Source organism: Bradyrhizobium shewense (assembly GCF_900094605.1).
In the GTDB taxonomy this organism is placed as follows: domain Bacteria; phylum Pseudomonadota; class Alphaproteobacteria; order Rhizobiales; family Xanthobacteraceae; genus Bradyrhizobium; species Bradyrhizobium shewense.
This window is the reverse complement of sequence record NZ_FMAI01000004.1, coordinates 11,815-31,284: the sequence shown is the minus strand read 5'-3', so window position 1 is coordinate 31,284 and position 19,470 is coordinate 11,815. Positions and strand designations below refer to the sequence as shown.

The 19,470-nt window shown below is 64.6% G+C and carries 15 protein-coding genes; 9 read left to right on the top strand and 6 right to left on the bottom strand.

Going from position 1 to position 19,470, the window contains the following annotated elements:
• Window positions 1-280 precede the first annotated feature (280 nt).
• Both ypfJ and moaB read left to right on the top strand, forming a co-directional pair.
• A complete protein-coding gene (gene ypfJ, locus GA0061098_RS09320) occupies window positions 281-1,216 on the top strand; it encodes a KPN_02809 family neutral zinc metallopeptidase (protein ID WP_091956065.1) in 936 nt (311 codons plus the stop codon).
• Between the two features lie 222 nt (window positions 1,217-1,438).
• Window positions 1,439-2,002 (top strand): molybdenum cofactor biosynthesis protein B, encoded by a 564-nt coding sequence (moaB, locus tag GA0061098_RS09315; protein WP_091956064.1) that lies wholly within the window; start codon window positions 1,439-1,441, stop codon window positions 2,000-2,002.
• 181 nt (window positions 2,003-2,183) lie between these two features.
• Here the strand turns inward: moaB and GA0061098_RS09310 are convergent, their stop codons facing one another.
• Window positions 2,184-3,143, bottom strand: coding sequence for a bifunctional helix-turn-helix transcriptional regulator/GNAT family N-acetyltransferase (locus GA0061098_RS09310; RefSeq protein WP_091956063.1), 960 nt, complete (start codon window positions 3,141-3,143; stop codon window positions 2,184-2,186).
• Between the two features lie 63 nt (window positions 3,144-3,206).
• On the bottom strand, window positions 3,207-3,782 hold the full coding sequence (locus GA0061098_RS09305; protein ID WP_028141674.1) for a glycosyltransferase family protein: 576 nt from the start codon (window positions 3,780-3,782) through the stop codon (window positions 3,207-3,209).
• Window positions 3,783-4,107: 325 nt separating this feature from the next.
• Between GA0061098_RS09305 and GA0061098_RS09300 the strand changes: the two genes are divergently transcribed.
• The gene (locus tag GA0061098_RS09300; RefSeq protein WP_091956062.1) at window positions 4,108-4,947 is read left to right on the top strand and encodes an RMD1 family protein; all 840 of its coding nucleotides are present in this window, start codon (window positions 4,108-4,110) and stop codon (window positions 4,945-4,947) included.
• Between the two features lie 376 nt (window positions 4,948-5,323).
• Here the strand turns inward: GA0061098_RS09300 and GA0061098_RS09295 are convergent, their stop codons facing one another.
• The 3 genes from GA0061098_RS09295 to GA0061098_RS09285 form a co-directional block, all read right to left on the bottom strand.
• Window positions 5,324-6,358 (bottom strand): AbiJ-NTD4 domain-containing protein, encoded by a 1,035-nt coding sequence (locus GA0061098_RS09295; protein WP_091956061.1) that lies wholly within the window; start codon window positions 6,356-6,358, stop codon window positions 5,324-5,326.
• A gap of 103 nt (window positions 6,359-6,461) precedes the next feature.
• Window positions 6,462-7,664: an acetate/propionate family kinase gene (locus GA0061098_RS09290; protein ID WP_091956060.1), complete on the bottom strand. Its 1,203-nt coding sequence runs from the start codon at window positions 7,662-7,664 to the stop codon at window positions 6,462-6,464.
• Between the two features lie 2 nt (window positions 7,665-7,666).
• Complete coding sequence (locus tag GA0061098_RS09285; protein ID WP_165637259.1) at window positions 7,667-10,081, bottom strand: phosphoketolase family protein; 2,415 nt, start codon at window positions 10,079-10,081, stop codon at window positions 7,667-7,669.
• Between the two features lie 210 nt (window positions 10,082-10,291).
• Between GA0061098_RS09285 and GA0061098_RS09280 the strand changes: the two genes are divergently transcribed.
• The 4 genes from GA0061098_RS09280 (at window position 10,292) to GA0061098_RS09265 (ending at window position 14,617) form a co-directional block, all read left to right on the top strand.
• Window positions 10,292-11,458: a PA0069 family radical SAM protein gene (locus GA0061098_RS09280; RefSeq protein ID WP_028141670.1), complete on the top strand. Its 1,167-nt coding sequence runs from the start codon at window positions 10,292-10,294 to the stop codon at window positions 11,456-11,458.
• A gap of 23 nt (window positions 11,459-11,481) precedes the next feature.
• Window positions 11,482-11,937, top strand: a complete 456-nt coding sequence (locus GA0061098_RS09275) for a VOC family protein (RefSeq protein WP_091956059.1) — start codon at window positions 11,482-11,484, stop codon at window positions 11,935-11,937.
• 73 nt (window positions 11,938-12,010) lie between these two features.
• Entirely contained in the window at window positions 12,011-12,868 is an 858-nt protein-coding gene (gene rnhB / locus GA0061098_RS09270) for a ribonuclease HII (protein ID WP_091956344.1), read from the top strand.
• Window positions 12,869-13,108: 240 nt separating this feature from the next.
• Complete coding sequence (locus GA0061098_RS09265; protein ID WP_091956058.1) at window positions 13,109-14,617, top strand: glycosyltransferase family 39 protein; 1,509 nt, start codon at window positions 13,109-13,111, stop codon at window positions 14,615-14,617.
• 134 nt (window positions 14,618-14,751) lie between these two features.
• Here the strand turns inward: GA0061098_RS09265 and GA0061098_RS09260 are convergent, their stop codons facing one another.
• On the bottom strand, window positions 14,752-15,558 hold the full coding sequence (locus GA0061098_RS09260) for a uracil-DNA glycosylase (RefSeq protein WP_091956057.1): 807 nt from the start codon (window positions 15,556-15,558) through the stop codon (window positions 14,752-14,754).
• Window positions 15,559-15,704: 146 nt separating this feature from the next.
• On the opposite strand from GA0061098_RS09260, the gene GA0061098_RS09255 reads away from it, so the two are divergent.
• Both GA0061098_RS09255 and GA0061098_RS09250 read left to right on the top strand, forming a co-directional pair.
• On the top strand, window positions 15,705-17,366 hold the full coding sequence (locus GA0061098_RS09255; protein ID WP_091956056.1) for an electron transfer flavoprotein-ubiquinone oxidoreductase: 1,662 nt from the start codon (window positions 15,705-15,707) through the stop codon (window positions 17,364-17,366).
• Window positions 17,367-17,662: 296 nt separating this feature from the next.
• Window positions 17,663-19,459: a tetratricopeptide repeat protein gene (locus tag GA0061098_RS09250; protein WP_091956055.1), complete on the top strand. Its 1,797-nt coding sequence runs from the start codon at window positions 17,663-17,665 to the stop codon at window positions 19,457-19,459.
• Window positions 19,460-19,470: the final 11 nt, after the last annotated feature.

Below are 19,470 nucleotides of genomic sequence, written 5' to 3'. Positions count from 1 at the left end.
CGTTTATCGTGTTTTGCAGTGTATTTCGCAATTCTTCGCGTTGCGGGAGCAGCCCCGGCGCCAAAAAAGCCCCAAATTTCTCTCGGAAAAAATTGCTCGACCCTCGGAAAAAATTGCTGGCATCGGCATGTTGCCGCACTAGGCAATTTTTGCCGGCCACGATATTGATAAAGGCAACGGAAATTTTACGTGTGTGGCGCGTTGAGCTTTCGCGCTCCTGCGCGCCGACGAAACTGAATCAGGGATCCCGGGAATCGGGGACTCCAAAGGGAAGGCCGCCATGCGTTACGATGACTTCCGCCGCAGCGACGACATCGAGGATCGTCGCGACGAAGGTGGTGGCGGCGGTGGAGGCGGCGGGTTCGGCCTGCCCATGGGCGGCGGCGGGCTCGGTATCGGTACCATCATCGTGCTCGGCCTCGTAGGCTACGCCTTCGGCATCGATCCGCGCATCCTGATCGGCGGCGCCGAGATTCTCACCGGCGGCGGCCAGGCGCCGAGCTACCAGACCGACCGCCAGTCGTCCTCGACCGCCAAGCGTGGCGCGCCGACGGACGAGATGGGCAGCATGATCTCCGGCATTCTCGGCGAGATCGACGATCGCTGGAGCGAGATCTTCCAGGCCTCGGGCCAGTCCTACACCGGTCCGAAGGTCGTGCTGTTCCGCAACGTCACCAATGGCGGCCGCTGCGGCCGGGCAGAGTCGGCGATGGGGCCGTTCTATTGTCCGCCGGATCGCACCATCTTCCTCGACACCTCGTTCTTCCGTGAGGTCGAGACGCGCTTCCGCGGCTGCTCCGGCAAGTCCGCCTGCAATTTCACCACCGCCTACATCATCGCGCACGAAGCCGGCCATCACATCCAGAACCTGCTCGGCATCATTCCGCGCGTGACGCGGCTGCAGCAGCAGGCGGGCTCGAAGGCGGAGGCCAACGCGCTCCAGGTGAAGGTCGAATTGCAGGCCGATTGCCTGTCCGGCGTCTGGGTCAATCGCGAGTCGAAGAAGCGTCCGAACTTCCTCGAGCCCGGCGACATCGACGCCGCGCTGACCACGGCGAGCGCGATCGGCGACGACACGCTGCAGCGCCAAGCCACGGGACGCGTCGTGCCTGACTCCTTCACCCACGGCTCGGCCGCGCAACGCAAGCAGTGGTTCATGACCGGCTATCAGCAAGGCACGGTCCAGGCCTGCAACACGTTCGGCGGCGGGCAGTAGTTGCCACAAGCGTCCGTGCCCCGGGCGCAGCGTGAATTATGATGCGCCATTGCGCATCATGGGATTCAGAAGTAGTGGCGTCATCCTGAGCTCGCCTCTTCGGCGAGCCCTGGAGGAGGACGGGGCCCCGGCCCATCCTTCGAGGCTCGACGAGCGGTGCGCTTGCACCGCACGGCGCGCACCTCAGGATGACGGCGGTGATTGGGGAAATAGGAGCGAGCAATGGCCTCCATCGACGAAGCAAAACAGTTCATCCCGCTCGACATCGCGGTGCTCACCGTGTCCGACACCCGCGCGCTCGCGGATGACAAGTCCGGCCAGACGCTCGCCGACCGCCTTGCCGCCGCCGGCCATCGCCTCGCCGCCCGCGAGATCGTCACCGACGATGTCGAGGCGATCCGCGCCGTCGTTCGCCGCTGGATCGCGGATGCCGGCATCGACGTCGTCATCACCACCGGCGGCACCGGCTTCACCGGGCGCGACGTCACGCCGGAGGCGATCGAACCGCTGTTCGAAAAGCGCATGGACGGATTTTCCATCGCGTTCCACATGCTGAGCCACGCCAAGATCGGCACGTCGACGATCCAGAGCCGCGCCACCGCCGGCGTCGCGGGTGCGACCTACATCTTCTGCCTGCCAGGCTCCCCCGGTGCCTGCCGCGATGGCTGGGACGGCATCCTGGCCGCTCAGCTCGACTACCGCACGCGCCCCTGCAATTTCGTCGAGATCATGCCGCGGCTGGACGAGCATCTGCGCCGGCCGAAGGCGCAAGGCGCAACGGTGTGATTGCTTTCTCCCTTCTCCCCTTGTGGGAGAAGGTGGCGCGAAGCGCCGGATGAGGGGTATCTATCCGCACGGAATACGCTGAGACACACCCCTCACCCAAGTGAGCCTGTGTCTGCCGGCGTCGCTGCCCTCTCCCACAACGGGCGAGGGCACATTCATGCGCATCGCGCTCGTCGCAAAATCAGAGATCCCGCTCCCAGGTCTCGCCGACCAGATCGGCACCGAAGCTGTGGTGCTTTTCTTCCTTCACGAGCTTGAAGCCTGCACTTTGATAGATGCCGCGTGCGGCGACCAGGATGCTTTGCGTCCACAGCGTCATCCTGCTGTAGCCCCGCTCGCGTGCACCCTGGATGCATTGCTCGACCAGCGCGCGGCCGACACCGAGCCCGCGCGCTTTCTTCTCCACCTGCAACAGGCGCAGCTTGGCGATCTCGTCGGTGGCCTTGACCAGGAAGATCGAGCCGACCGGCTCGCCGCCCACTTCCGCGATCCAGCAGTGTTCGCGCGCGGCATCGTAATTCTTGATGAACTGTGCGCAGATCTCGGCGACCAGCGCTTCGTAGCTGATGTCCCAGTTGTAGTCCGCGGCATAGGCGGCGGCCTGCTTGGAGATGACCCAGCCCATGTCGCCGACGCGGTGGCTGCGCAGCATGAAGGCCGCAGGCTGGGTTCGACGTTGCTCCAGCACGGCCTCGATGGTCGCCATGGCCTGCGTGAGCCGCGTTGCATTGCTGGCCGAAAGCTGAGCCAGCATTGCGGCGACCTCGTTTTGCGAGCTCAGGTTCAGCTTGGCGTAGGTCTGGCGGCCCTTGGCGGTGAGGCTGAGCTGGTATTGCCGGCGATCGGCGGGCAGGGGCCTGCGCGTGATCAGGCCCTTTTCGTCGAAGCTTTGCACGATGCGGCTGAGATAGCCGGGGTCGAGACCAAGCTCGTTCCCGATCTCCTTTGCCGCCAGTTCGTCGCGATGCGCGAGTTCGTAGAGCACGCGGGCCTCGCTGAGCGAGAACGGACTCTTTCCAAGATGCTGGTCGAGCACACCGAGCTTGCGGGTATAGAAGCGGTTGAAGGCGCGGACCGCCGCGATGCGATCGTCGGCGACCTGTTCGATCGCAAGGGCTGATGGGGAAGAGCTTGATGGCATGACGGCACCTCGATATTTGCCATTGTCAAATAATTATTTGACTTTGGCAAGTATCAGGTGACTTCAGCCGACCATGACGATCTGGCTGCGCAGCACGGTCCGGGACGAACGGCCGAGCCGGCGGAGCAGCCGTGCCTCGGACCGGCGGGCCTGCGGCGGGTAGCCGCCGATCCGGTCGTAGTGATCACGCGCAATCAAAAGGCCCTGATCGCCGAGCGGGCCGATCACCCTGCGCACCACGGCCCGGAGGATGTCGCGCAATCCGGTATCGGCGTAAGGCGAGCGGGCATAGCGGAACACGGCAGCACGGTCCCGTCCGCTGGTCGCGACGGCTTGGATGAACTGGGTGGTTTCCTCGATCCAGCCGGTTTCGAGCACGGCGCCTGCGGGCAGGAACATCAGCCACGGCGAGCGGGCCTGGAGCGCGCCGGCCGCGAGCGCGGCGCCTTGCGAGGATCCCTCGAAGCCGACGAAACGGCAGCCTGCGACGTCGGCAACCCGCTCGATGACGCCGTTGCGGGTGCCGTCGACCAGAAGCACCTCGCGGATGACGCCGGCGGCGGCCCCGGGGACCAGCGCGGCCAGAGTCGCCACCGCGGTCTGCTCGACGCCTTCGGTCGGAATGATGACGCTCAGCATGATTGAGGCTTCAATGTCTGCACTTCGGGAGAAGCGTAGCTTGTTATGATGTTGTCATAAACACGTGGCGTTGCCGAGTGCAACTTTCCGGCCGCGCTTCGGCGTGCGATGGTAAACTGCAGCCAGTCCTCGCAGCCAAATGTGTCGCGCGCGGGTTGGCAACGTTGCCGAATGTTTCGGCTCAAGCTCGTCCCGGGGGTATTAATCCGGAGTTTTACGGCGACATTGCGCGGCGCACGGGTAGCCGGCTCCTGCAGGGACGGGGCGCCCTGCAAGAAAGGTTCGAACGGGAAATGTGTGACTTTGGCGCCGGCGGAGGCTTCCTGTGAACGCCGATCAACTCGCTGTTGGCACGGCGTCGACATCGCCGAAGCCGGAGGCAGTGCCGACCTTGCGGATCCGCGCGCTGATGCTGGGCGACCGCATCAACGCCGCCGGTCTCGAGATCGGCACGCTGGTCTCGTCGACGCCCGCCGCCTTCCGCGTCCATGCCGGCCTTGCCGTGATCTTCCGCTACGGCGTCGTGGTGCTGATCGGGCTGCTTCCTTCCGAGGAGAAAGTGCTGATCGACAGCCTGAAGCCGCGGGTGATCGGCGAGCTCAGCCCGTATGAGGAAGAGATTGCGCAGGCACAGCTCTGTAAGGATGAAAGCACTGAAGCGATCCAGCCGGGCGGGCCGATCTGCCTCGCAAAGTTCTCCGACGACCGGCTGCTGCTGGTTGCGGACGCGCTCGCCAAAAGCACGTCGCTGGCGCGCGATGAGCGCCGCGTCGCCGCGGTCTTCGATGTGATCGAGCCGTTTGCGCGGGAGCTCGCCGAACACGGCCGCACGCCGCGCCGTCGCAAGGGCATCCTGCAACTGATCGGCAATGCACTGCTGGTGCAGCAGCGCGTCGCCGGGCGCGTCGCGATCGCCGAGAAGCCCGACGTGCTCTGGGAGAAGCCCGAGCTCGACCGGCTCTATTCCCGCCTCGAGGACGAGTACGAGCTGAAAGAACGCCTCGACACGCTCGAGCGCAAGCTCACCGCGGTGTCGGAGACCGCCAACGCGCTGACCGACATCATCGACACCCAGCGCTCGCTCCGCCTGGAGATCGCGGTCGTGGTGCTGATCGTGATCGAGGTCGCGATCGGGTGTTTTCAGATCCTGACTGGGACGCATTAGCTGTCGGCCTACGGGCGAGATGCGCACTGCTGTGCCCTCTCTCCCCTTGTGGAGAGGGCAACACCGCTGGTGGACGCAGGCTCACTGGGGCGAGGGGTCTGCCTCCGCATGCTCGGCTGTGAACGGCGTAGTGGCTCAGCTTGCCGTGCCTCTACCGAAGAGAGCGCCAGTCATATCCTCACGGCTGACCCGCACCGCCTGGCTTCCCAATGAGATGGACTCGAACTTTTAGATCCCAATGGGAAATTCGAACCGAACAACGACTTCTGGATAAAACCATGTGAGTTTGCAATATCGACTAATGCCGGGGCGGCTCCTATTCATCGGGGCCGTAGAACTTCTCTTCAACTTCGACACCGATGAGGTTGGCTCTCGGTCACATCCTGCGAATAAGGCTCTTAATCCAGATCATTGCATTCTCAATGGCCCAGTTGGTTTGCTCGTCAGTAAGGCCCGGCATCGGCGCTGCGCCAGGGCCGTGCCCAAATGGATTGCGGACCTTCGCAAAGAAGTGCTTTAGGGCCTCCATCTCCCAGACTTCGGTGAATTTCGCGCCCATCAGGTTATCAATATAGTTGGCAGCGCCTTTTTCTTTGCCTGTGGTCAGCTGCTTTTCGTCTGAAATGATCTTGATGGTGCTTTCCAGTGAACGGGCTGCATAGAGGGCAGGGTCGCGGCCGCCCGTATCGCGCAGATCGATGGCCTCCTTCATATCGTGGTCGACGTTGTGCCATTTCGCCTCTGCCACAAGCTTCCAGAAAGGTGTCTCAACTTCCTGCGCGATCGTTTGATCCTCAGAGACTTGAATGTAGCCGTTATGGTAGTGCAATTGGCACTCCGCTTGGCGAAAGCGGGCATTCAGCTCACTAACTGCCATCTGAAATTTAGCATTCATAGTGGCGTTTGCCGCTCGCACCCCATTGGCGCTGCTGCCGGGTATCCGGAGGCCGCCTATGCGGAACTGGTCGAGCTGCTCAGCGGCTGCAATGCTGCCTACAAGTTTAGCGTTCAGTCCCGCTACGAAATTCTCATGCTCACGGAAACCAATTTCGACTAAGCTGAGGCGCTCCTTGACGAAGCGATCAGCGGATATCTTGCCGTCGAAAGGTGTCAACATCCACGTCTCGCACATCTGCGCCGTATTGTAACGACCGCTCTGCCATTGATCTTGCTTGTTGTAGAAGCCCCAGAACTGCGGAGATAGCTCCTTCAGTCCAAGCTCTCGCGCAAGCAAATCGTGTATCCGCGTCCAAAAGTCCTTCCCATATTTGTCCGTTTTGCCATCCACAAAATAGGGGCAAAGGTCATTCAACAGCTGGTAACCTTGCACGAGGAGGCGGCGCTGCTGCTCGAAAAATGTTTCCCACATGATGGGCTGTGCGTAACGATGAGCAAAAATATCGGTCAACATCGGTGGCTTCCCGCAATCTCCTAGCGAATCGCAGGCCCTATGATGGCATAATGCAAGGTGGCAGCGGGAGGGGGCGGCGGCCAATCGTATATCGCATCTCGCTCTAGTTGGCTGGATTCCTCATCGTTCGCAGCACCGCTGCACAGTGGCGCGCGATCGCCAGTTCCTCGTTCGTCGGAATGACGAACACCTCCGCCGCACTGTCGCCAGCGCTGATCCGCTCACGTGCCTCCTCGTTCGCCGCCGCGTCGATGCGCACGCCGAGCCAGCCGAGACGTTCGCCGATCGCGCTGCGGATCTCCTTGGCGTGCTCGCCGATGCCGCCGGTGAAGACCAGACAATCGAGGCCGCCAAGCGTGGTCGCCATCATCGCGACCTGCTGCGCCGCGCGTAAGGTGAAGAGATCGACCGCGTCTCGCGCGGCAATCTCGCCGCTCGCAAGCAGCGTGCGCATGTCCGCGGAGATGCCGGAGACGCCGAAGAGGCCCGACTGATGATAGAGCAGGTGCTGGACATCCTCGATCGACATCTTTTCGTGTTGTTGCAGATAGAGCAGCACGCCGGGATCGATCGTGCCGCAGCGTGTGCCCATCACGAGGCCGTCGAGCGGCGTCAGTCCCATGGTGGTGTCGACGCTGCGGCCGTTGCGCAACGCGCACAGGCTGGCGCCGTTGCCGAGATGCGCGATGACGGTACGCTTGGCGACGAGCTCCGGCGCAATCTCGGCGAGGCGTCCTGCGACATATTCGAAGGAGAGGCCGTGAAATCCGTAGCGTCGCACGCCTCGTTCCTCGTAGCGCCTCGGAATGGCGAAGCGGCTCGCCGGCGGCGCCAGGCCGTGATGGAACGCCGTATCGAGGCACGCGATCTGCCTCAGCGCTGGCCGGATCGCCGCGAGCGCGCGAATTGGCGCGAGGCACCGCGGCTGGTGCAGCGGCGCCAGCGGCGTCAATGCCTCCAGCTTCGCGACGACGTCGTCCGTCAGCGCGACCGGGCCTGAATAGTCCGGCCCGCCATGAACGATGCGATGGCCGACGGCGCGCAGATGCAGATGATGTTCGCCGAACCGGTCCTCGATGAAGGCGAGCACATCGGCGAACAGATGGCCGCCGTCGGCGTCCGGCGCCTCTGTCCGCGTCTCGAACAGGTCTTCGCCCGCGGGGCTCTTCACCACCAGCCGGGGCTTTGCCTCGTGCTCGTCGAGCAGCCCCTTGCAGAGCAGGCTGGGTTCAACAGCCGAGATCTCGAACAGGCCAAACTTGATGCTCGACGATCCCGAGTTGAGGACGAGGACCGTGTCCGGCATGGCTAATCGCCGGCTTCGGCGGGGGTGTTGCCGCCGGAGCTATTGGGCCAGACCCATCCCTGGACATCGGGCATGTCCTCGCCGTGCTCGCGCACGTAGCGCGAATGCTCGATCAGCTTGTCGCGGAATTGCTGCTTCGCCTGTGCAGCCTTGGCCGCGAGCCCGGGTACGCGTTCGATCGCCTCGATCGCGAGATGGTAGCGGTCGAGCTCGTTGAGCACGACCATGTCGAACGGCGTCGTCGTGGTGCCTTCCTCGGCAAAGCCGCGCACATGCATGCCGGCATGGTTGGTGCGGTTATAGGTCAGGCGGTGGATCAGGTAGGGATAGCCGTGATAGGCGAAGATGACGGGCTTGTCGCGCGTGAACAGGCTGTCGAAGTCGCGGTCGGATAGGCCGTGCGGATGCTGATCCCTCGGTTGCAGCGTCATGAGGTCGACGACGTTGACGACCCGGATCTTCAAATCCGGCAGCGCCTTGCGCAAGAGGTCGACGGCAGCGAGCGTCTCGAGCGTCGGCACGTCGCCGGCGCAGGCCATCACGACATCCGGCTCGCCCGTTGCATCTTCTGTCCCCGCCCAGGTCCAGATGCCGATGCCGGCATCGCAATGCGTGGCTGCTTCCTGCATCGAGAGCCATTGCGGCGCGGGCTGCTTGCCGGCGACGATGACGTTGATGCGGTTATAGGTCCGCAGGCAGTGATCTGCGATCCACAGCAGGGTGTTGGCATCGGGCGGGAAATAGATGCGAACGATATCGGCCTTCTTGTTGGCGACAAGATCGACGAAGCCGGGGTCCTGATGGCTGAAGCCGTTATGGTCCTGCCGCCAGACATGCGAGGTCAGGAGATAGTTGAGCGAGGCGATCGGGCGCCGCCACGGCAGATCGCGCGTGACCTTCAGCCATTTGGCATGCTGGTTGAACATGGAATCCACGATGTGGATGAAGGCCTCGTAGCAGGAGAAGAACCCGTGACGTCCGGTGAGCAGATAGCCCTCGAGCCAGCCCTGGCAGAGATGCTCGCTCAAGACTTCCATGACGCGGCCGTCTTGCGCCAGATGCACGTCGTAAGGCTCGATCGGCTCCATCCAGACCCGCTCGGTCGCCTCGAACACGGCGTCCAGACGGTTTGACGCGGTCTCGTCCGGACCCATGATGCGGAAATTGCGCTCTTTCGCGTTGAGGCGGATGACGTCGCGCAGGAATTTGCCGAGCTCGCGCGTCGCCTCGGCGATGACGCCGCCGGGCTGCGGCACTTCGACAGCGAAGCTGCGGAAGTCCGGCAGCTTCAGCTCCTTCTTGAGCAGCCCGCCATTGGCATGCGGATTGGCGCCCATGCGGCGAATGCCTTCGGGCGCGAGCGCCTGAAGTTCTGGAACGAGCGCGCCGCTCTGGTCGAACAGCTTTTCCGGCTCGTAGCTGCGCATCCAGTCTTCGAGCACTCTCAGGTGCGCCGGGTTCTCGCGGCAGCCCGCCACCGGGACTTGATGCGCGCGCCAAAAACCTTCGACCTTCTTGCCGTCGACCTCTCTCGGGCCGGTCCAGCCTTTCGGGCTGCGCAGCACGATCATCGGCCAGCGCGGCCGCTCGACGGCCTCGCGGCCGTCGCGGGCGTGCTGCTGGATCGAGCGGATGCTGGCGAGCGCGACGTCGAGCGCGTCCGCCATGGCCTGGTGCATCAATTTGGGATCATCACCCTCGACGAACAGCGGCTCGTGGCCGAATCCGCGGAAGAGATCGCGGATCTCCTCGTCCCGCATCCGCCCGAGCACGGTCGGATTGGCGATCTTGTAGCCGTTCAGATGCAGGATCGGCAGCACTGCGCCGTCATGGGCGGGGTTCAGGAACTTGTTGGAGTGCCAGGAGGCCGCGAGCGGACCGGTTTCCGCTTCGCCGTCACCGACCACGCAAGCCACGATCAAATCAGGATTGTCCAGCGCCGCACCATAGGCGTGCACCAGCGCGTAACCGAGCTCGCCGCCTTCGTGGATCGAGCCCGGCGTTTCCGGCGCCGCGTGGCTCGGAATGCCGCCGGGAAAGGAGAACTGCCTGAACAGCTTGCGCAATCCGTCCGTGTCGCGCGCGATGTCGGGATAGATCTCGCTGTAGCTGCCTTCCAGATAGGTGTTGGCGACCATGCCCGGCCCGCCATGGCCGGGACCGCAGATATAGAGCACGCTGGTATCGAGCGCGCGGATGACCCGGTTGAGATGGGCGTAGATGAAGTTCAGACCGGGCGTCGTGCCCCAATGGCCGAGCAAGCGCGGCTTGATGTGCTCGGCCCGCAAAGGCTCGCGCAGCAGCGGATTGTCGAGCAGGTAGATTTGCCCGACAGAGAGGTAGTTTGCCGCGCGCCAGTAGCGATCGAGGAGGTCGAGGTTGCTGCTTGCCGCGGCCGACTGTTGTTGATTTGTCATGTTCCTGTTGACCTTCACCCGGCGATCGTCACCAACATTGTTCCGCGACGATTGATCCCTGGCCGGCATCAAACGAAATCGTTGCGACCGGCGTGTTGCGTGAGGTCAAAGGACCGCGCCCGAAATTTGGGCGGCTACTGTGCATGGGGTTGTTTTCCCATTTTTTGTTTGTGTTCTTGATTTGTTCCGTTGTCGTGCTATCTTGGCTTCATGAGTCCAGCAGCATCCTCTCATGCTCTCAAACACCCGCCGGTCAAGGCGCCCTCCGAGCCGGCGGGTGTGGACTCTGACTTTCCAGAACTTGGCGTCGCCATCGACCGCGCGCGCAGGCGAGGGCGGGGCGCACAGTCGAATGCCAGCGGCCGCTATGAGGCCGAGGCGCGCGTCGCTTTCGACGACGGCTGGCAGAGCCTGGAAGAGCTGCCGCCGTTCAAGACCAGTGTCGGCGTCGACACCTCGCGCAAGGTGATCACCCGCAACGACTCCCCCGATATCGGCTTCGATCGCTCGATCAATCCCTATCGCGGCTGTGAGCATGGCTGCGTTTATTGCTTCGCGCGGCCGACCCATGCCTATCTCGGCCTGTCGCCGGGGCTCGACTTCGAGTCAAAACTGTTCGTCAAGCCCGAGGCGCCGGCGCTGCTGGAGAAAGAGCTCGCCGCGACCGGCTATGAGCCCCGGATGATCGCGATCGGCACCAACACCGATCCCTATCAGCCGATCGAGCGCGAGCGCAAAATCATGCGCGGCATCCTCGAGGTTCTCGAGCGTGCCGGCCATCCCGTCGGCATCGTTACCAAGTCGGCGCTGGTGGTGCGCGACATCGACATTCTCGCGCGGATGGCCAAGCGCAACCTCGCCAAGGTCGCGATCTCGGTCACCTCGCTCGATCCGAAGCTCGCGCGCACCATGGAGCCGCGCGCCTCGACGCCGCCGAAGCGGCTGGAGGCGCTGAAGCAGCTCTCGGACGCCGGCATCCCGACCACCGTGATGGTCGCGCCCGTGATCCCCGCGCTGAACGATTCCGAGATCGAGCGCATCCTCGATGCTGCCGCCCATGCCGGCGTCAAGGAAGCCTCCTATGTGCTGCTGCGGCTGCCGCTGGAGGTGCGCGATCTCTTCCGCGAATGGCTGATGGCAAACTACCCCGATCGCTATCGCCACGTCTTCACCCTGATCCGCGACATGCGCGGCGGCCGCGACTACGATGCGAAATGGGGCGAGCGGATGAAGGGCACCGGACCAATGGCCTGGACCATCGGCCGCCGCTTCGAGATCGCCTGCGACAGGCTCGGCCTCAACAAGCGGCGCTCCAAGCTGACGACCGATCACTTTGCCCGGCCGAAGCGGAACGGCGATCAGCTCAGCCTGTTCTGATCGGGAAGTGGAAGAGGCGTCGCATGGTCAAGGAACTTCACTCGCCGGTGCCGCGGCTCACTGTCATCACGCTCGGCGTCAGCGATATCCGCGCCAGCATCGCTTTTTACGACGCGCTCGGTTTTTCGCGCCGGCTAAAGGCGACCGGCGAGGCCGTCGCTTTCTACGATACCGGTGGTCCGGTGCTCGCGCTGTATCCCTGGGATCAGCTCTCGGCCGACGCGGCGTTGCCGGACCAGCCGAGGCCATCGACCTTCCGCGGCATCACGATCGCCTGGAACTGTCGGACCCGAGAGGAGGTCGATGCAGTGCTGGCCTTTGCCCTCGGCAAGGGGGCAAAGCTCGTGAAGGCCGCGCATGAGACCGATTATGGCGGCTATTCCGGTTATTTTGCCGATCCTGACGGCCATCCCTGGGAGGTCGTGGTCGCACCCGGCATCGAGGTCGGCGAGGACCGGCGGGTGCACCTGGCGGAATAGGGCGGCCTGAATAACGGGAATTGCGCGGGGTTCCCGGTTGCGCCGGCCGGGCCGCTTGCGCACGATCCCCGCCATGATTCGGGACAAGTCCGCCAAGACACCGGCCAAAGACGCGCCAAAGAAGGACGCTGCGAAGAAGGCAGCGCCCGCCAAGGCCGGCAAAGCGCCTGCGACCAAAACAACGACCGTTCCGGCAGGCAAGAAAGGCATCATCGCAGTCGCACCGCCGAGCTTCCGGCGCGAGCGCGCGCTGATCAAACGCGGTGTCTGGCCGGTCGCTGGCTGCGACGAGGCCGGCCGCGGGCCGCTCGCCGGCCCCGTGGTAGCCGCGGCCGTGATTCTCGACCCCGACCGGATCCCGCGCGGCATCGACGATTCCAAGCGCCTGACCGCCGAGGAGCGCGAAAAACTGTTCGACAAGATCTGCGCCACCGCCCAGGTCTCGGTCGCCGTCGCCTCGCCCTCGCGAATCGACCGCGACAATATATTGCGCGCCTCATTGTGGGCGCTGAAGCGCGCCGTGGTGGCACTGCCGGAGGCGCCGAGGCACGTCTTCGTCGACGGCCGCGACCGGCTCGACACGGAATGCGACTGTGAGGCCGTGATCGGCGGCGATGGCATCGTGCTGTCGATCGCGGCGGCCTCCATCATCGCCAAGGTGACGCGCGACCGCTTGATGTGCGCGCTGGCGCAGGACTGCCCCGGCTACGGCTTCGAGCAGCACAAGGGCTACGCCGTCCCCGAGCACCTCGACGCGCTCGACCGCCTCGGCCCCTCCGTTCATCACCGCCGCTTCTTTGCCCCGGTCGCCGCCGCGCGTGCCAAGCACATGCCGTGGACGGTCGAGCCGGTGCAGGACTTGTTTACGGTCCCCGAGGTCGAGGTGCCGGTGGAAGCCAGCGTCGAGATCGACGCGTCGGCCAATCTCTAGAGTTAGCCCTACAGCCTCTGCATCGTCATGGCCGGGCTTGACCCGGCCATCCACGCTTTGCCAAGTGGTGCGAAGAAGGTGGATGCCCGGGCCGCGCCGGAGCGGCTTCGGCCGCGCAGGCGGGACAAGCCCGGCATGACGAGCAGACCGAAGTTGCCACAACGCGTGACGCCCCTTATCAAAGTACACGTGAGCGAATAGGGCCGGCTGGACGGGTTGGCTGCATCTTTCGGACGTTGCATGCGGTTTACCTCCCTGGTCATCGAGCTCATTCGCGCCCGGCCGCGGCTGATCGTCTGGATCGCCGTGCTGCTGCAGGCCGCGATGTGGCTGTTCGTGGCGCTGGTGTTCTACCGCAGCCCGCCCGGCAGCCTTGCGACGCTCCTGGCTTTCGGACGCGAATACCAGGTCGGCACCGATCTCGGTCCGCCCTTGCCGGTCTGGCTCGCCGACATCGCCTATCGCGCCGCCGGCGGCCACATGTTCGGCGTCTATGTACTCGCCGAGCTCTGCGAGATCGCGACGTTCATTGCGCTCTATCATCTGTCCCGCGCCGTGGTCGGCTCGCAGCAGGCGGTGCTCGCCGTGCTCTTGACCATGACGGTGCTCGCGTTCTCCTCGTCGGCGCTCGACTTCGGCCCGCTCGTCCTGGCCCGGCCGCTCTGGGCGCTGCTGCTGCTGCACTCCTGGCAGATCATAGGCCAGCGCCGCGGCAATGCCTGGTTCGCCTGGTCGATCGAGGCCGGTCTCTTGCTGCTGACGACGCCCGCGGCGATCTTCCTGTTGCTGCTGCTCGTCGTCTTCGCGGTCTTGACTGCTGGCGGCCGCCGGACGCTGCGCGCGCTCGATCCGCTGTTCGCGCTTGTTGTCGTCGCGGTGCTGGCGCTGCCCTATGCGGTCTGGCTGATGCGCGCCGAGACTCTCGTGATGCCGGCCCTGCCGCAAGTTGCGGAGCTGAATGCCCGCGCCCTGCATGCGGCCTGGCTGTTCGGCGGCCTTGTGCTCGGGGCGGCCGCGATCCCGGCGCTGACCTTCCTCAACACCGGCCTGTTCGCCGGCAAGGGCGAGGAGCCGCCGATCATCTATCGGCCGCCGGTCGAGCCGCTGGCGCGCAACTTCGTCTATTTCTTCGCGCTGGCGCCTGCGCTGGGGGCGGTGCTCATCTCCGGCCTGCTCGGGCTCGACTCCGTCGTCGGCGGCGCCGGCGTCGTGCTGGTTGTGTCCGGGCTTGCCGTGGTGGTCGCAGCCGGCGATCTCATCGCGATGCGCCGTACGCGGATGCTGCGGACGGTCTGGGCCGCCGCCGCCGTGGCGCCGGCCGTCGGCGTCGTGCTCGCCGTCCTGCTGCTGCCTTGGACCGGCACGAACGAGATCGCGACCTCGATGCCGGCGCGCGCGATCTCGGACTTCTTCGACGAGAGCTTTGCCCGCCGCACCAACCATCGCCTGCGTGCGGTGGCCGGCGAGACCTCGCTTGCGAGCCTGATCACGCTGCATTCCGGCCGGCCGCATCTCTTCATCGACGCCGACCCTGCGCGCACGCCGTGGATCAATCAGGCAAAATTCAGCGAGACCGGCGGCGTCGTGGTCTGGCGCGCCTCCGATACCGCCGGCACGCCCCCGCCGGATATCCTCAAACGCTTTCCCGGCATCGTCCCGGAAGTCCCGCGCGCCTTCGAATGGCTGGTGACCGGTCGTCAGCAGCTCCTGCGCGTCGGCTGGGCCATCGTGCGGCCGAAGGGGACGTAGGATAGGTCTCGTGCCCCGGACGCAGAAATCGTAGGGTGGGCAAAGGCGCAAAGCGCCGTGCCCACGTCAACTTTATCCGCCGCCATGATAGAGGTGGTGGGCACGCTTCGCTTTGCCCACCCTACGAGAGCTCGCTAGCCCGCCAGCACCTTGGCGATCGCGCGCAGATCCTGCCAGGCCAGCCGCTTGTAGGACGGCGAGCGGAGCAGATAGGCCGGATGGAACGTCGGCAGCGCGCGGATGGTGCGCGCCCCCGTCTCGTAGTCGAACCAGCGCCCGCGGGTGCGCATGATGCCTTCGCGTGTTCCGAGCAGCGTCTGCGTCGAGGGATTGCCGAGCGTCACCAGCACGTCGGGATTCACCAGTTCGATCTGGCGCTGGATGAAGGGCAGGCAGATCTGCGTCTCCTGCGGCGTCGGCGTGCGATTGCCGGGCGGCCGCCAGGGAATGACGTTGGCGATGTAGGCGGTGGTGCGGTTGAGGCCTATTGCTCCTATCATCAAATCGAGCAGCTTTCCGCTGCGCCCGACGAAGGGCAGACCCTCGATGTCCTCGTCGCGGCCCGGCGCCTCGCCGACGAACATGATGCGCGCCTGCGGATTGCCGTCGGCAAATACCAATCGCGTCGCGGTGTGCTTCAGCGCGCAGCCCTCGAAGCTCTGCATCAGCTCGCGCAGCGCTTCCAGCGTCGGCGCAGTGCGCGCGGCCTCGCGTGCGGAGGCAATCGCGACGTCCGGCGCCGGTGCGGCCTCGCCGCGCATCACCGCCGGGGCGGCGACAGGACGAGGTGCCTCGATCGGAGGTGCCGCGCGCGGGGCAGGCGGCGGGGCATCCAATTCCGCCAGGCGGTCGATCGGTTCCTCCGCGAGCGCGCAATCGACCCCGGCCTCCAGATAGAAGGCGAGAAGCTCGCGGACGGTGGGTGCGGGTTCGGGTATCATGGGAAAGTCTGACTATTAGTTCAGTTTAGGGCGCCTTGCACCCCCCTTGCACCCCGGCGAAACGCATTTCCGTGGTTGTCCTACCCGGAAAAATCGGAAACAAGAGGGCGCAAATGACCAAGGACCGTCTCAAGGGCTGAGATCAGATGAGCACCGAAGAACTTCCCCCGCGCGAATCCATGGAATTCGACGTCGTCATCGTCGGCGCCGGCCCCTCGGGCCTGTCGGCTGCGATCCGGCTGAAGCAGCTCAGCGCCGATCTCAACGTCGTCGTGGTGGAGAAGGGCTCGGAGGTCGGCGCGCATATTCTTTCCGGTGCCGTGATCGATCCTGCCGGGCTCGACAAGCTGATCCCGGACTGGCGCGAGGATTCCGACTGCCCGCTCAAGACGCAGGTCAAGGACGACCGCTTCTACTGGATGACGGGCGGCGGCGCGATCAAGCTGCCGAACTTCATGATGCCGCCGCTGATGGACAATCATCACTGCTACATCGGCTCGCTCGGCAATGTCTGCCGCTGGCTGGCGCGCAAGGCCGAAGCGCTCGGCGTCGAGATCTATCCGGGCTTTGCTGCGGCCGAGGTGCTCTATGACGACGCCGGCAACGTCAAGGGCATTGCCACTGGCGACATGGGCATCGGCCGGGACGGCAAGCCGAAGGACTCCTTCACCCGTGGTATGGAATTGCTCGGCAAGTACACGCTGTTCGCCGAAGGCGCCCGCGGCAGCCTGACCAAGCAGCTCATTGCCAAGTTCGCGCTCGATTCCAAGAGCGAGCCGGCGAAGTTCGGCATCGGCCTCAAGGAAGTCTGGCAGATCGATCCCGCCAAGCACCAGAAGGGCATGATCCAGCATTCCTTCGGCTGGCCGCTCGACCTGAAGACCGGCGGCGGCTCGTTCCTCTATCATTACGACGACAACCTCGTCGCCGTCGGCTTCGTCGTGCATCTGAACTACGACGATCCGTACCTGTCGCCGTTCGACGAATTCCAGCGCTTCAAGACCCATCCTTCGATCCGCGGCACCTTTGAAGGCGGCAAGCGTCTCGCCTATGGCGCGCGCGCCATTACCGAGGGCGGCTACCAGTCGGTGCCGCGGCTGAGCTTCCCCGGCGGCGCGCTGATCGGCTGCGCGGCCGGCTTCGTCAACGTGCCGCGCATCAAGGGCGTGCACAATGCGATGGGCACCGGCATGCTCGCGGCTGAACATGTCGCGGCGGCGCTGGCCGCCGATCGCGCCAATGACGAACTCGTCGAATACGAAAATGCGTGGCGCTCGTCGTCGGTCGGCAAGGATCTGTTCCTGGTCCGCAACGTCAAGCCGCTGTGGTCGAAGTTCGGCACCGTGCTGGGCGTCGCGCTCGGCGGTATCGACATGTGGTGCAACACGCTGTTTGGCGCTTCGCTGTTCGGAACGCTGTCGCACGCCAAGCCGGACCGCGCCACGCTCGATCCGGCCAAGAGCCACGCGCCCAAGAACTATCCGAAGCCGGACGGCAAGATCTCCTTCGACAAGCTGTCCTCGGTGTTCCTGTCCAACACCAATCATGAGGAGGACCAGCCGGTCCATCTCAAGGTTACCGACATGAACCTGCAAAAGACCTCCGAGCACGACGTGTTCGCCGGTCCCTCGAATCGTTATTGCCCGGCCGGCGTCTATGAATGGGTCGAGGAGGGCTCGAGCCCGCGCTTCCAGATCAACGCCCAGAACTGCGTCCACTGCAAAACCTGCGACGTGAAGGACCCCAACGGTAACATCACCTGGGTTCCTCCGGAGGGTGGTGGCGGTCCGAACTACGAGGCGATGTAGGGCCGGCCGAGCAAAAAGGACCTGATCACGAGGGTGATCCGGCGCACGTTCGCGTGAGGACACCGCTGCGGCCACCGGTCGCGGCCACGATAAGGCCATACTGGCAGCGTCTTGGGACCGCTCTTGGCTGATTTAAGGCGTGCGGAGGGGATCGCCCGGCCCGAATCCTTGCGGCGAAGCGCCAAAAGCGGCATTGTCCGCCGGACGGTTCCGGGTCCCGATGCCACCGGCCGCGTTCGCATGCGATACGGCCCTCTGCTGCAAACCCAGGCACTACCAACTCAAGGCGAGCCCTGATGTTTTCAAATCGTTTCAACCGCTGGACTGTTGCCGCCATCGCCCTCATGGGCACAGCGATCGCGACCGTCCCCGGCAGGGTCCTGGCGCAGACGCCGGATCACCCGGAGAACACGGCGGCGCAGTTTCCGACCCGAAACGATCTGAAGTCGCTCACCGGTGCCGGTAGCTATCTCGCCGCCCGCCACGCCAGCGTCGAGCGCGACGCCGCCTCCGCCGCCGCCTTCTACCGCTCGGCCCTGCGCACCGATCCCAAGAACAACGAGCTGCTCGACCGCGCCTTCATCTCGTCGGTCGCCGACGGCGACATCGACGAAGCGGTCAAGCTCGCCGAGCGCGTCCTCACCATCGACAAGACCAACCGCGTCGCGCGTCTCGTCGTCGGCGTGCATGATCTCAAGGTGAAGAAGTACGCGGCCGCGCAGACCAACATCAACCAGTCGATCCGCGGTCCGATCACCGATCTCGTCGCCACGCTGCTGTCGGGGTGGGCCGCCTATGGTGCGGGCGATGCCAAGGGCGGTGTCGCCACCATCGACAAGCTGGCAGGTCCCGAATGGTACCCGCTGTTCAAGGACCTTCACGCCGGCATGATCCTCGAGCTCTCCGGCAAGGAGAAGGACGCCGGCACCCGCTTCGAGCGCGCCTACAAGCTCGACGATTCCATGCTGCGCGTGACCGAGGCCTATGCGCGCTGGCTGTCGCGCAACAAGGATTCCGCCGCCGCGACCACCGTCTATCAGGCCTTCGACAAGAAGCTCGCGCGCCATCCGCTGGTCCAGGAAGGCCTGCGCGAGACCAAGGCCGGCAAGAAGATGCCGCCGCTCGCCGATACCGCCCAGGCCGGCGCTGCCGAGGCGCTCTACGGCATCGGTGCCACGCTGACCCGCCGCGGCGGCGAGGACCTGGCGCTGGTCTATCTCCAGCTTTCGCTCTACCTCCAGCCGACCCATCCGCTGGCGTTGCTCTCGCTCGCCGATCTCTACGAGTCCGTGAAGCGGCCGCAGATGGCGATCAAGGTTTATGAGCGCGTGCCGTCGACCTCGCCGCTCAAGCGCAACGCGCAGATCCAGCTTGCCATCGATCTGGATTCCGCCGACCGCACCGACGAGGCGATCAAGATTCTCAAGGGCGTGACATCGGAGGATGCCAAGGACCTCGAAGCCATCATGGCGCTCGGCAACATCGAGCGCGGCCGCAAGAGGTTCGGCGACTGCGGCGCGACCTATTCGCAAGGCGTCGACGTGCTGCCGCCCGGCAACGACAAGGCCAACAGCGTCTGGTACTATTATCGTGGTATCTGCGAGGAGCGCTCCAAGCAGTGGGCCAAGGCCGAGACCGACATGAAGAAAGCGCTCGAGCTCCAGCCCGATCAGCCGCACGTCCTCAACTATCTCGGCTATTCCTGGATCGACCAGGGCGTGAACCTCGACGAAGGCATGAAGATGATCAAGCGCGCCGTCGAGCAGCGTCCCGACGACGGCTACATCGTCGATTCCCTGGGCTGGGCCTATTATCGCATCGGCAACTACGAAGAAGCGGTGAAGAACCTCGAGCGCGCGATCGACCTCAAGCCCGAGGATCCCACCATAAACGACCATCTCGGCGACGCCTATTGGCGCGTCGGCCGCACGCTGGAAGCCAAATTCCAGTGGTCGCACGCGCGCGATCTCAAGCCCGAGCCGGAAGAGCTGCCGAAGATCGAGGCCAAGATCGCCAATGGCCTCGCCGACGACAATTCGAACTCTTCGGCCGCGCAGGCGGAAAAGAAGAAGGATGACGGCAAGGGCGGCTAGTTTAAGCGAAG

What these genes read in the sequence shown, in the direction of transcription:
- ypfJ (WP_091956065.1), top strand. Translation starts at nt 281, where the DNA reads ATGCGTTACGATGACTTCCGCCGCAGCGACGACATCGAGGATCGTCGC.
- moaB (WP_091956064.1), top strand. Translation starts at nt 1,439, where the DNA reads ATGGCCTCCATCGACGAAGCAAAACAGTTCATCCCGCTCGACATCGCG.
- GA0061098_RS09310 (WP_091956063.1), bottom strand. Translation starts at nt 3,143, where the DNA reads ATGCCATCAAGCTCTTCCCCATCAGCCCTTGCGATCGAACAGGTCGCC.
- GA0061098_RS09305 (WP_028141674.1), bottom strand. Translation starts at nt 3,782, where the DNA reads ATGCTGAGCGTCATCATTCCGACCGAAGGCGTCGAGCAGACCGCGGTG.
- GA0061098_RS09295 (WP_091956061.1), bottom strand. Translation starts at nt 6,358, where the DNA reads ATGTTGACCGATATTTTTGCTCATCGTTACGCACAGCCCATCATGTGG.
- GA0061098_RS09290 (WP_091956060.1), bottom strand. Translation starts at nt 7,664, where the DNA reads ATGCCGGACACGGTCCTCGTCCTCAACTCGGGATCGTCGAGCATCAAG.
- GA0061098_RS09285 (WP_165637259.1), bottom strand. Translation starts at nt 10,081, where the DNA reads ATGACAAATCAACAACAGTCGGCCGCGGCAAGCAGCAACCTCGACCTC.
- GA0061098_RS09280 (WP_028141670.1), top strand. Translation starts at nt 10,292, where the DNA reads ATGAGTCCAGCAGCATCCTCTCATGCTCTCAAACACCCGCCGGTCAAG.
- GA0061098_RS09275 (WP_091956059.1), top strand. Translation starts at nt 11,482, where the DNA reads ATGGTCAAGGAACTTCACTCGCCGGTGCCGCGGCTCACTGTCATCACG.
- rnhB (WP_091956344.1), top strand. Translation starts at nt 12,011, where the DNA reads ATGATTCGGGACAAGTCCGCCAAGACACCGGCCAAAGACGCGCCAAAG.
- GA0061098_RS09265 (WP_091956058.1), top strand. Translation starts at nt 13,109, where the DNA reads ATGCGGTTTACCTCCCTGGTCATCGAGCTCATTCGCGCCCGGCCGCGG.
- GA0061098_RS09260 (WP_091956057.1), bottom strand. Translation starts at nt 15,558, where the DNA reads ATGATACCCGAACCCGCACCCACCGTCCGCGAGCTTCTCGCCTTCTAT.
- GA0061098_RS09255 (WP_091956056.1), top strand. Translation starts at nt 15,705, where the DNA reads ATGAGCACCGAAGAACTTCCCCCGCGCGAATCCATGGAATTCGACGTC.
- GA0061098_RS09250 (WP_091956055.1), top strand. Translation starts at nt 17,663, where the DNA reads ATGTTTTCAAATCGTTTCAACCGCTGGACTGTTGCCGCCATCGCCCTC.